Raw genomic sequence first — 12,023 nt, 5'->3', positions numbered from 1 at the left:
AAATAATAAGTAAAGTAGATTATATCCAAAATAAATTTAAACATAAATTTTCTCAGTAATTGATATAAGTCAAAAATATAGGAGTAATTTTATCTTAAAATAAAGAAAAAAGGATTGAAAATGACTATCAATAAAGAATATGCAAACATTTATCTAGTCTCAGGAATTATTACAGTACTTACAATCTTTAGTATAGTATCTTTTATTATTATAACAGATGATATATTAAATGGTTCAAGTGCACAAATTGCAAAAGAACTATCAGTAAAAGATAAATAATTTTAAAAACTCACATATAATTCTTCTTTCACAATTTAAACAAACTATACATTTTTAAAATTTATTATACGTTAAACTGTATAATATATCTATTTTTAATATTTTTAAAACTAATTTTATACATAAAATATACTTTTTATATTATATTAAATTTATTTTAACGTATATTTTGTAAATTAACATTTATTTTTTATATAGTTTTAGTAAATTTTAATTCGTTTTATTGTATAATTTATACTACTAAAGGGCAAAGGAAGGTAATGACAAGTCTTAGTATTTCAGAAAAAATAGCACTTGAAGAAGTTTTTATATGTTTAGAAGATAGAAAAGAAAAAAGGTTGGCTTGTCTTAAGAAGTATTTTTTATTTTATAAAAATCAGTTTTTAAAAAGAAAGTTTCTCCCAATTAAAAATTAGGAGAAACTTTTAAGTTAGATTGCCTTTGTATTATCCATTAACACTGGGATAAATACCAAAGAAACAATCACAGCAGCAATAGTTCCAAAAATCAAAGCAACCCCTAGTCCACCAAAGATTGGGTCACTTGCTAACAAGGTACTAGCTAATATAATAGCAGCAGCTGTTAAAAAGATAGGCTTTGCTCTAGTAGCTGTTGCAACTGCAATAGCTTTTCTTTTAGGCATTCCTTTTTCTATCAAAGATTTCGCAAAATCAATAAGCAATAGTGAATTTCTCGAACTAATCCCCATAAGAGCAATAAAACCTATAAGAGATGTTGCTGTTAAGAAAAATGTATCTTTTGTAAAGATGTCCATGAGCCAATGTCCAGCTATAACTCCTATGATGGATAGAAAACTTCCAAGAAGTATGATGCCACTTATTGCAAAACTCTTATAGTAAATTACCATCAGTAAGAAAATAAGTATTAAAGCCGCTATAAAAGCACCACCTAAATCTCTAAAAGTATCCATTGTTACTTTCATCTCACCATCCCAAACCAAATCAAAAACTTCACCACTCTTTTTATTTTCTAGTTTTAAATCGAAAAGATGTCCTGAAGTTACAATGTAATCTTTTGAGAGTACTTCTTTGATTTTACTTCTAGCTTCCAAAAGAGGATAAACTTGTGAAACCAAATCAGTTTCAGCTGTTATATTTACCATCCTTTTAAGATTTTTAGACATTATCGTTGGATTTGATTTTACCTTTGTAATTTTAACGATTTCATTAACTGGTATCATCATACCTTTTTTATTCATCAATTTTAGCGATGATAATTTATTTTCTAAATCTTGCTTTGAAAAACTGCTTAGTTTTTTAGTCTCATCACTTAAAACTAAAAATAGTGGAATTTGCTCTTGTGAATTTTCACTGTTTTTTACAGCTATTTGCATACCTTCAAAGGCAAGATACAAGATTTGATTTACCTGCTTTATACTAAGACCAGATTTGATAATTTTTTCTTTATCTACCTTTAATTGAAATTTATCATACAACTCATCTTGCATAATATCTACATCAACCAAACCATCAGTATTTGCTAATACATCTTTTATTTTATTAGATAAATCTCTTAGCTCATTTGCATTTTCGCCATATAACTCAATAGCAATTGCAGCTAATGTTGGAGGGCCTGCTGGTTGTTCAACCATCTTTATAGAAGTTCCCACTTTTATCTTTTCACAAGTTTGTTGAATAACTGGCCTTAAGCGGTGTACCATCATATATGAGCTCTCATCTCTTGTGTGCTTATCTGTTAAATTTACAACTATCTCAGAAACATGCTCACCCATTTTCATACCAGAGCCTTTTACTAAACCAGCATAATCAAGTGGCGAGCCCATACCAGAATAAACCTGCATATTAACAACTTCTTTTTCTTTTTTCAAAATGTTAGTAACACACTCATTTACACTGTTAGTTTCTAAATATGAGCTTCCAACAGGAGTATCAACATAAACTGTAAATGTATTTTCACTTTTTCCAGGTAGCATTTTTGCTAAAACAAGTTTAGTTGGAAACATCATAAGAGATCCTACAAATGCCAATAATGTCAATAATATAACTAAAAATTTTTTAAATTTACTATCTAGTATGGAAAATATGATTGATTCAAATCGTTTCATTTTTCCTCCTTAATATCTTTTTGAAAATGGTGTTTATGATGATGTAGTTTTGGCTTTTTTAGTAACCTCTTTGCAAGGTAAGGAGTAAAAATATACGCAATTACCAAAGAAGCAAAAAGAGCTACTGGCACATTTTGTGGTATTGGTTTCATAAACTGCCCCATCATCTGACCAACAAATGCCATAGGTACCATTGTTAAAATTATGGCAACTGTTGCTATATTTGTTGGTGCACCAATTTCATCTGTTGCTTCAACCATAATCTCATCCATACTTTTATCAACTGCATCATGAGAGTGTAAATGCCTATGAATATTTTCTATCACGATAATAGCAGCATCAACTAACAATCCTAAACTTAGCAAAAATGCAAAAAGTGTGATTCTGTTGATTGTTTGACCACTCATATAAGCTACAAAAATAGTAACAGCTAAAATCGCTGGAACCGTAAATGTTACTATGATTGATTCTCTCCATCCAAGAACAAAAATTAAAAGTATCGCTATAATGACAATAGAAATCAATAGATGAAAAACTAACTCATTTACAGCATCATTTGCTCTTTCTCCATAATTTCTTGTAATTACATATCCAATTTTTTCTTTTTCTAATTCATTAGAAATTTCTTCAAGCTCTTTTACGATATCTTCTGCTATAAAAACTGCATTTGTACCCTTTAGTTTTGATAAACTAAGTGTAACTGCAGAAGAGATATCTTTAAACTGGTTATTTGAGTCTTTGTATAAAAGCTCTACATTTTTATGATCTTGTTTATTTTCACCATCAGTTACTTTCGCAATATCTCTTAAATAAATTGGAGAGCCCATATACTGAGCAATTATTAGATTTTTAACATCTTTTACACTCTCAATTGCATTTTTGATGCCAAATACTACTAATTTACCATCTTTTGTTCTATCAGTAACTTCAGGAACTGTTACAGCTAGTGATTTTAAAGCTTCAACAATTTGTCCCATTGAAAGATGGAAACCTGATAGTTTATCTAAATCAACTTCTATATTAAATTGCTCTTTTTTACCACCTTTTAGAGTACTTTTAGCAACATTTTCTATACGATTTAGTCGATTTTGAATCTCTTTTACTTTTTGATACAATTTTACTTGATTAGTTACACTTTCATCTTTTGAATAAAATGTTATTGACATGATTGGTATATCAATATCAATATCAAAAGGCTTAACAAGTGGCTGCATAACCCCTTTTGGTAGTTGATCCATATTTTGCATAACTTTATCATAAAGCTTTAGATTTGATTCTTCTCTATTTTCTCCAATGTAGTACATTACATTTACAATTCCTACATTTTGAGCAGCAACCCCATAGATATTTTCAACACCTTTAATCTCTTTTATTTTTCTCTCAAGAGGTTTTAATATAACATTTTCAATCTCTTTAGGAGTAGCCCCTGGCATAACTACCATGATAGTTCCACCACTAATCTCAATCTGTGGATCTTCTTCTCTTGGTGTGATTACTAGTGCTATGTAGCCAATCAAAAGTAAAAAAACTCCTAAAAGTGGAGTTAAAGGATTGTGTAAAAATCCTTTTGCTAATTTTCCAGCAACATCTTTTACTTCATATTCACTATTTGTATCCATAAATACCCCTACTTAATTTTTACAATTGCATACATACCTGGATATATATTTTGATTCTTAGCATCAAAATCTACTTTAATCCTAAATGTATGCGTTAGAGGGTTTGAACTAGGTATGATAGATGAAACTTTTCCCTCCCCTTTTAAATTTAAAGATGGGATTTCATACATAACTTTTTTGCCAACGTGAATTGTATCTAGATTACTCTCAGAAATTTCAGTTGAAATTTTTAAATTACTTAAATCAGAAAGAACAATTGCTGGCATTCCTGGCATTGCCATTTCACCAACTTTTATATTTTTAGCTATTACAACTCCATCATTTGGTGCTGTAATTCTAAGGTATTTATATTGGTTTAATACTTCTTGTAGTTTTGCTTTTGCTTGATTTATCTGTTTTTTTGAAATCTCAACCATAGCTTTTAAATTTTTCTCAGCTAATTCAAGATTTTCTACTTCAAATTTTGAAACCATATCTTTTTTTAAAAGTCTTCTGTGTCTTTGAAGATTTAATTTTACATTTTGGTATTGATTTTGATACATTTGTGATGCAAGCTCGGCTTGTGAAATCGCAAGTTGCACTTGTGATTTTGCACTGTCAATCTCTTTTGAATCTATCTCATAAAGCAAATCACCTTTTTTTACTTTTTGCCCCTCTTGAACTCCTACTTCAATAACAAATCCCATATATCTACTTGTTATCATCTTTTGATTATCTGAAATCACACTTCCTGTGAGATTTAATCCCTCCGCACTAAGTGATGAAAACAAAGTAGTTACTAAAGTTATACATGTAATTATTAATTTTTTCATTCTACTTCTCCGTTAGCTATTTTTTCTAATTCTAAAATTTTACTACTTCTGTTGTTTTGTATCTCTTTTAGTTTCAAAACTTTTTCTATTTCTAAAGATTGTTTTATTAAAACATCATTGATTGAAACTAACTTTTCTTGATACCTTCCTAAGTAGTTTTTATAAATACTTCTAGTTAATTCTATCTCTTTTTCTAAACTAGCAATATCAAAATCATAACTTTTAATTTCTGTTTTTATTTTTTCAACTTGTAAAGTTATACCTTTGATTGCTAAATTTACCTGTGATTTTACTTGCAAGTTTTTAACTCTTGCTTTTTCTATATTTGCTTTGTCAATTCCCCCATTAAAAAGATTCCATTTTAACTGCACTCCTATAGTATAGCTATCTTTTTGGGTAAAATCATTCAAAAATTTATCATCACTACTTCCATACTCAACAAATCCACCAATTTGTGGTTTATATGCTGATTTTTCAAGCTCGATTGCCATATCAGTTATAGCTAAACCCTCTTTTGCTTTTTTAATGTCTAAGTTTCTTTGGATAATGGCATTTGTATCAAGCATTTTTGGCATAATTTTTTCATAATTTCCGACAATTGATTCAACTTTAGCATTCAGAAGAAATGATAAAAAGTGGTAAACAAGCTCTTTGTTTGCTTTTGCTTTATTTATCATCCTTACTACATTTGCCTTTTTTGATTGAACTTCGAGCAAATCAACTCTCTTAGCATACCCCTCGTCTATCATACTTTGAGCCATATTTTCTAATCTATCCATATTCTTTTTTATAATATCTAAATTATGAAGATATGAATCCAAAAGATATATATCAAAATAACTCTTTTTAAGTTGATAAATTTTTTCACTAGTTATTTTACTTGTATCAAGTTTACTCATTTTTGCTAGTGCTTTTGTAATCTTTCCATATTGCTCAAGCTTACCTCCAACATAAATCGGAACTTCATAATGCAACTTTGTTTGAAAATGATTTCTAGCTTTTGGATAGTTTAAATCCTCTGGCTGAATATCCAAGATTGAGCTCATGCCAGAAGTAAACCCTGCTGGAAGTGTACCAGAATTCATATTTTCTAATACTGCTCCCATAGGTGCTAAAAATTCAGAAAACCCAAAATCTGCAAAACTAGCTTCCCTACTTTGAAGTTTAAAGCCAAAAACATTTCCTGCATCGTTTGAGCGAAGAACATTTTGAATCAAATCTAGCTTCCCATAGTTATATCCTTTTGCTATATCATGTTCAAAACTTTTAATCTTTTCTTCAAACCTAGCTACATTGATTTCCAAATTCTCTTTTTTTAGTATAGAAATAGCATTATTTAAATCTAAATTCTTATATACCACCTCTTTTGCAAAAAGCGGTATCATAAGAAATGCAATCAAACATAATTTTTTCATACTTTATGTATCCTTTAGTGATGTGATTTTAGAATCAATACTGTCATTTTTATATTGATTGCTATAAACCTAAAAAATTGCCAAATAACACAATTTCTTCTAAACTTTGTAAATCCAGTTGGAACTGGTGTAAAATCGTTTTGACTATATGGTTTTATTTTCATGTTTTTCTCCTTTTACTGTCTCCTTTAGAAGAAGCAAAGCTACTTCTAAATTCCTCTCACTGAAGCACAACCTTGCGGTCGTATGTTTCCTTTTACTGTCTTCTTTAACTTGAGCAAAACTAGCAAATGCGGTTTCGCATAGCGAAAAGTTTCTCTGAAAGCCCAAGTTAAATTCCTCTCGCTGAAGCCTAACCTTGCCGTCGTATTACATGTAGAGAATTATTCTGGGATAATTCTCCAAAATGGTTTTAATTTTGCTTTCCATAAAAATGCAAAATGCAATAAATGCTTAACCCAGTGTCCTGCAAGTCCAATTTCTCCAAAAGTACCGTTTAAATCTCTTCCAAATTCAGGATATTTTTTATAATCAGGGATGATTGGATACATTGTCATTGCAGCTGCAGTTCCACTAAATATACCTTTTCCAGCACTTGCAACACAAGCTGCTCCCATTTCGCTCATTTTTGCAGTATGTGTTGGCTTTTCTGCTCCTTTTAGAATTATATCTTTAAGACTTTGAGCAACTGCTTTTCCCATCATAGCACTTGGCATTCCAGTTCTTGGCGGAGTTGGGTTAATTGGTGTTCCATTTGCACTCTTCATAGGCTTTGAAATCAAATGAGGTGGTGCAAAAGCAATTCCTACTGCAAACATATTTTTATAAGTTTGATTTTGACAATAACTTGGCCAATCATCTGCATCCCACTCTTCAAATGGAGCAGTTGCTTTTGAATAATCAGCATCTACAAACATAAATCCTCCAGGATTAAATATCTTTGAAGTTATATCTTCTCCATTTTTATCATATGCTTTCATTCCACTTCCAGCAAATGGAGGGATCAGCATAGCAAAATCAAACGGTTCTTCATGAGTCGAGCCATCTAGTAGTTCATAATGAACTCTATCTTTTTCAACTTTATTAACATGAGCTCTAGTTATCCAATTTACTCCTCTTTCTGTATATAAAGATTCAGCAAATACTTTTCCACTTGTAATATAACCACCAAGTCTTAAATGCATTCCTCCAACACCAAAATCACCTAATTCATATTCATTTGATATGTAAGTAATCTCAGCTTTATCTCTAACACCAGCATCTCTTAATTTGTGTTCAACATTAAAAGTATACTCAAATGCAGCACCTTGACATGTACACATTCCATGTCCTGTTCCAATTAAAAACTTTTTCTTCTCACCTGCTTTCATTTGTTCAATAATTTTATCTAACTCATTATTTGCATGAACAGCATGATCAGCAGTACAAACTGAAACAGTGTAACCATTATCTGGTCCTAGTCCTTCAGTAGCACCAAAGTTTAATTTTGGGCCAGTTGCATTAACAAGATAATCATATGTTATATTTTCTTTTTGACCAACTTTACCTTGTCCAGTATATTCTACTGTAACAAATGGCTTATCTGATTCACTTGAGCCTTCAGGATTAATTGAAACTGCTCTAGCTTGCCTAAAATCAACACCGATTTTTTCATATACAGGAGCAAGCTCAAAAACAACATCTTCTTTAGTCATACCTCCAACACCTACCCAGATATTAGATGGAATCCAATTCCACTTGCTATTTGGTGTTACAACTACAACTTCATGCTTTTTACCAAGCCATGTCTTTAAAAATGATGCCGTTGTATGACCAGAAACTCCAGCACCTAAAATAACTACTTTTGCCATATTGGCTCCTTATATTTTTCCTACTTAACTATACTGTATTATTATATTAAATTTCTATATAACATTACAAGAAAACAATCTTAAATATAAAAAAAAATTATAATTAGTTTGAAAAAGTGGTAATTTTGAAACAAAAATGTAACAACTTGTGAAAAGTACCACTTTATATATGTGAGTTATGTAGCCTTTTAAACAAAAAGGCTACATAAAATTATAATACTGCGTATTCTGCCCAAATACAAGTTTCTAGTCTATTGAGTCTTTCTATTAGTTTTTTATCTATATTTTCATCAACCAATATAACAGCCATTGCTAATCCATGTGAATCTCTTCCCAATCTAAAATCAGCTATATTAACTCCTTCGCTCGAAAGAATAGTTGAAATATCAGCAATAACTCCTGGAACATCAGAGTTCTTGAAGATAATCATTTTACCCTTTGGTTTAAAATCAAATTTAAATCCATTTATACCTACTATTCTTTGTTCCTCATCTCCAAAGACTGTTCCGCTTACACTTGTTACACCCTTTTTTGTTGTTATTTTTACTGTTATTCTATTTTTATATGCACTTTTTTCTAGACTCGTCTCTACTTTGGTATCAATCCCTTTTTCTTTTGCAACAAATTCTGCATTTACATAATTTATTTTATCACCAATTGATTCTTTTAATGATCCAACTATTGCAAAAGTCAAAAGTGATTTTGCATACTTACTTACATCACCCTCAGTTTCAATTTTTAAAGATTGAATTGAAGCTTTGTTGATTTGAGCAGATAAAAAGCCCATCTTTTGAACTAATTCTAAATAAGGTGCAACAAATGGTGGCAAATCTTCTGCTTTGATTGGAAGATTTAGAGCATTAGGATAGCTAGCACCCCTTGCAGCACTTATAGCACACTCAGCTGCTTGAATTGCAATTTTTTCTTGGGATTCTAAAGTATTTGCTCCAAGATGAGGAGTAACACAAATATTTTCTAAATCTAGTAAAAAGTGATCAGTTGCTGGCTCATAAGAAAAAACATCAACTCCTGCATACGCAATTTTACCACTTTTTAAGCCTTCATATAAAGCTTTTTCATCATACAATCCACCTCTTGCACAGTTAACTAAACGAACACCATCTTTCATTTTAGCTATTTCATCATAAGATATCATTCCCAAAGTTTCTTTATTTTTTGGAGTATGAATTGTTATAAAATCACATGCTAATATATCGTCAAAATTTTCAGTATAGTTCATACCTAAATCTGTAACTTTTGATGCATCTATGTATGGATCGTAAGCTATGATATCCATACCAAAGCTTTTTGCCCTAATTGCTACTCTGCTTCCTATATTACCAAAGCCTATAACACCTAATTTTTTGCCATTTAGTTCAACTCCATACCACTTTTCTCTTTTCCAAATTCTATCTAGTTTTAGATCATTATTAGCAGCAGGAAAACTTCTTGCAGTTCCTAGAAGATGAGCCATTGTTAACTCAACTGCAGCTATTGTATTTGCAGTTGGAACATTCATAGCGATTATTCCTCTTCTGCTACAACCTTCCATATCTACATTATCAACACCAACTCCAGCTCTAACTATCGCTTTTAAATTTTTCGCACTATTTAAAAACTTTTCATCAACATCAGTAGAGCTTCTAGTAATGGCAACATCTGCATCCCCTATGATTTTTAGTAATTCATCTTTTGGAACATTAACAGCATCAATTACTTCAATATCATTCTCTTTTTTAAGTAACTCAAAACCTTTTTGATGAATTGCATCGCATACAATAATTTTTTTCATAGCCATACCTCTATTATTTTTGATTCTATATCATAATCTTTTAGTTTATTTACTACATGTAAAAGATTATCTTTAGTTTTACTACCAACATAGATAGTAGGAACCATACCTTTTTTTTCTAAAACAAATGGTAAATTCATAGAAGACAAAGTTTGCATAATACAAAACATAGAATACCTATCTGCTCTATCTACTACTAATCTATATGATTTTATCTTAGGGGGAATGTAATTTTTTAAATCAATTTGCATAAAAAGCTCATTGATAGGATAAGTAAAATTACTTTTATTAGCACCTGCTAAATTTTCAGCCCAACTCTTATCTTTTATCTCATTTTTTTCTATTTTAACAGAGGGCGAAAGGTAATCAGCATTTACCAACACTTTAGAATCATCAACTTTTAAAAGGGAGTACAAGACTACTCCCAAAGCGATAATTAAAAACGCAAATAATGCTAGAGTTACCTTTTTTTGCATATATTACTTCAATTGATCTTTGATTATATCTCCAAGAGTCATCTTCTCTTCTTTGTTAATCTCTTTAAGAGCTTCTCTCTCTTTGATTTTAGACAATCTTCTAACAGATAATCTTATACGATTTTTCTTATCATCTATAAAAGTAATAGCAGCTTCAATTTCGTCTCCAACTTTCAATTCGTCTTGACTTCCATGAGCTAAATCTTCAGTTCTAATAAGCGCATCTACATTATCTTCTAATTCAACAAATACACCAAAATCTTTTATATCTCTAATCTTACCAACTACAATATCACCATTTTTATGAGTTTTTGTATATTTTTGGATTGGGCTATCTTCTAGCTCTTTTTTACTTAGAGATACTTTTTCATTTATATCATCAATCTTGATAATTTTAACTTCTACTTCATCACCAACTTTTAAAAGTTCTTTACATTTATCATTTCTATTCCAAGAAACATCTTCATTATGAAGTAAACCTTCAATACCACCAATTTTAATAAATGCTCCAAAGTTAGTTACAGTAGTAACTGTTCCTTTTACAACATCTCCAACCTTATAGTTTTTCAAAAACTCTTCAAATGGTTTAGGAAGTACATTTTTCAAAGACACTCTAAGTCTTCTCTCAACTGGATCAATCTCGATTACTTCAACATCTACTTCTTGTCCTTCAGAGATATAATCTTTTGGATGTTTTATATTTTTATCCCAAGAAATTTCAGAAATATGCAAGAAACCTTCAATATCATTTCCTAAATCAACAAATGCACCATAAGGTTCAATATTGCTAATTGTTACAGAAATTGCATCTCCAACTTCTAATTGGTCTTTGATTTCTTCCCAAGGATCTGGCATAGCTGCTTTAATTGAAAGAGAAAGATGTCTTTTTTCTTTGTCATATTTGATAGCTTTAACAGGAACTACTTCACCTTCTTTATAAATTGTACTAGGATTTACTGGCCCTTTGTAACTAATTTCACTATAATGAACTAATCCATCAATTCCACCAACATCTACAAACATACCATAAGTTGTAATTTTCTTGATAGTACCATCAACTACTTCATCAGCATCAATAAGTTCTTGTACAATTTCTTTTCTCTTTTTTCTTTCGTCATCTAAGAATTTTTTTCTAGAAACTACAATTGATTCATTTTCTTTATCAATTTTTATTATTTTAACTTTTACATTTTTACCCATTAGAGCATTCATGTCTTTTACTGCTGCTTGAGAACGAGGTAAGAAAAACTCTATTCCATTTTCATCTTCAGCAATAAATCCACCCTTGTTTTTACCAACAACTTTTAACTCTAATACTCTATCATCATCTTCAGTATAATCAGCAATAAATGATTTAACACGCTCTTTGCGGATTGCTTTTTTATGAGAAACATTTGGATGCTCATTTCTGAAACCTGAAATTACAACTTTGATAGTATCGCCTACTTTGTATGCTAAATTGCCTTCACTGTCTAGTAGTTCAGAAGTATGAAGTCTTCCCTCCGATTTTTTACCTACATCAACTAAAGCAACATCATCTTTTATTTCAACAATAACACCATCTATTAGTGCATCTCTACCAGAATCTTTTTTGAAAGATTCTTCTAACATCGCCGCAAAATCCATCTCCTCTAGTTCGTCTGCGGTTTCAGATTGAACAATCTCGTTCGCCTCATTTACCATTATATTCCCTT

Annotated in this window: 11 protein-coding genes; 2 read left to right on the top strand and 9 right to left on the bottom strand. The window is 30.5% G+C overall.

From position 1 onward, the window contains the following. Positions 1–120 precede the first annotated feature (120 nt). Together ACKGJI_RS03440 and ACKGJI_RS03435 are read left to right on the top strand one after the other, a co-directional pair. A complete protein-coding gene (locus tag ACKGJI_RS03440; RefSeq protein WP_458701163.1) occupies positions 121–279 on the top strand; it encodes a hypothetical protein in 159 nt (52 codons plus the stop codon). A 260-nt stretch (positions 280–539) separates the two neighbouring features. Next, the gene (locus ACKGJI_RS03435; protein ID WP_458701162.1) at positions 540–695 is read left to right on the top strand and encodes a hypothetical protein; all 156 of its coding nucleotides are present in this window, start codon (positions 540–542) and stop codon (positions 693–695) included. A 14-nt stretch (positions 696–709) separates the two neighbouring features. On the opposite strand, the gene ACKGJI_RS03430 is transcribed toward ACKGJI_RS03435, so the two are convergent. The 9 genes from ACKGJI_RS03430 to ACKGJI_RS03390 form a co-directional block, all read right to left on the bottom strand. Further along, positions 710–2,365, bottom strand: coding sequence for an efflux RND transporter permease subunit (locus ACKGJI_RS03430; RefSeq protein ID WP_458701161.1), 1,656 nt, complete (start codon positions 2,363–2,365; stop codon positions 710–712). Further along, positions 2,362–3,984, bottom strand: a complete 1,623-nt coding sequence (locus ACKGJI_RS03425; protein WP_458701159.1) for an efflux RND transporter permease subunit — start codon at positions 3,982–3,984, stop codon at positions 2,362–2,364. The genes ACKGJI_RS03430 and ACKGJI_RS03425 overlap by 4 nt, the downstream gene beginning before the upstream one ends. Before the next feature lie 8 nt (positions 3,985–3,992). Next, complete coding sequence (locus ACKGJI_RS03420) at positions 3,993–4,796, bottom strand: efflux RND transporter periplasmic adaptor subunit (RefSeq protein ID WP_458701158.1); 804 nt, start codon at positions 4,794–4,796, stop codon at positions 3,993–3,995. Continuing rightward, positions 4,793–6,211, bottom strand: a complete 1,419-nt coding sequence (locus ACKGJI_RS03415) for a TolC family protein (RefSeq protein WP_458701157.1) — start codon at positions 6,209–6,211, stop codon at positions 4,793–4,795. The genes ACKGJI_RS03420 and ACKGJI_RS03415 overlap by 4 nt, the downstream gene beginning before the upstream one ends. 14 nt (positions 6,212–6,225) lie before the next feature. Beyond that, entirely contained in the window at positions 6,226–6,375 is a 150-nt protein-coding gene (locus ACKGJI_RS03410) for a hypothetical protein (RefSeq protein ID WP_458701156.1), read from the bottom strand. 219 nt (positions 6,376–6,594) lie between these two features. Next, the gene (locus ACKGJI_RS03405) at positions 6,595–8,061 is read right to left on the bottom strand and encodes an NAD(P)/FAD-dependent oxidoreductase (protein ID WP_458701155.1); all 1,467 of its coding nucleotides are present in this window, start codon (positions 8,059–8,061) and stop codon (positions 6,595–6,597) included. A gap of 211 nt (positions 8,062–8,272) precedes the next feature. Next, positions 8,273–9,853: a phosphoglycerate dehydrogenase gene (gene serA / locus ACKGJI_RS03400; RefSeq protein ID WP_458701154.1), complete on the bottom strand. Its 1,581-nt coding sequence runs from the start codon at positions 9,851–9,853 to the stop codon at positions 8,273–8,275. Next, positions 9,850–10,329 (bottom strand): hypothetical protein, encoded by a 480-nt coding sequence (locus ACKGJI_RS03395; protein WP_458701153.1) that lies wholly within the window; start codon positions 10,327–10,329, stop codon positions 9,850–9,852. Before ACKGJI_RS03395 ends, serA begins: the two co-directional genes overlap by 4 nt. 3 nt (positions 10,330–10,332) lie before the next feature. Beyond that, positions 10,333–12,012 (bottom strand): 30S ribosomal protein S1, encoded by a 1,680-nt coding sequence (locus ACKGJI_RS03390; protein ID WP_458701152.1) that lies wholly within the window; start codon positions 12,010–12,012, stop codon positions 10,333–10,335. Positions 12,013–12,023: the final 11 nt, after the last annotated feature.

It is taken from the genome of Sulfurospirillum sp. 1307 (assembly GCF_054408545.1).
Note: the sequence above shows the minus strand (reverse complement) of the source record. Positions and strands in the feature narration are given on the sequence as shown.

What these genes read in the sequence shown, in the direction of transcription:
- ACKGJI_RS03440 (WP_458701163.1), top strand. Translation starts at nt 121, where the DNA reads ATGACTATCAATAAAGAATATGCAAACATTTATCTAGTCTCAGGAATT.
- ACKGJI_RS03435 (WP_458701162.1), top strand. Translation starts at nt 540, where the DNA reads ATGACAAGTCTTAGTATTTCAGAAAAAATAGCACTTGAAGAAGTTTTT.
- ACKGJI_RS03430 (WP_458701161.1), bottom strand. Translation starts at nt 2,365, where the DNA reads ATGAAACGATTTGAATCAATCATATTTTCCATACTAGATAGTAAATTT.
- ACKGJI_RS03425 (WP_458701159.1), bottom strand. Translation starts at nt 3,984, where the DNA reads ATGGATACAAATAGTGAATATGAAGTAAAAGATGTTGCTGGAAAATTA.
- ACKGJI_RS03420 (WP_458701158.1), bottom strand. Translation starts at nt 4,796, where the DNA reads ATGAAAAAATTAATAATTACATGTATAACTTTAGTAACTACTTTGTTT.
- ACKGJI_RS03415 (WP_458701157.1), bottom strand. Translation starts at nt 6,211, where the DNA reads ATGAAAAAATTATGTTTGATTGCATTTCTTATGATACCGCTTTTTGCA.
- ACKGJI_RS03410 (WP_458701156.1), bottom strand. Translation starts at nt 6,375, where the DNA reads ATGAAAATAAAACCATATAGTCAAAACGATTTTACACCAGTTCCAACT.
- ACKGJI_RS03405 (WP_458701155.1), bottom strand. Translation starts at nt 8,061, where the DNA reads ATGGCAAAAGTAGTTATTTTAGGTGCTGGAGTTTCTGGTCATACAACG.
- serA (WP_458701154.1), bottom strand. Translation starts at nt 9,853, where the DNA reads ATGAAAAAAATTATTGTATGCGATGCAATTCATCAAAAAGGTTTTGAG.
- ACKGJI_RS03395 (WP_458701153.1), bottom strand. Translation starts at nt 10,329, where the DNA reads ATGCAAAAAAAGGTAACTCTAGCATTATTTGCGTTTTTAATTATCGCT.
- ACKGJI_RS03390 (WP_458701152.1), bottom strand. Translation starts at nt 12,012, where the DNA reads ATGGTAAATGAGGCGAACGAGATTGTTCAATCTGAAACCGCAGACGAA.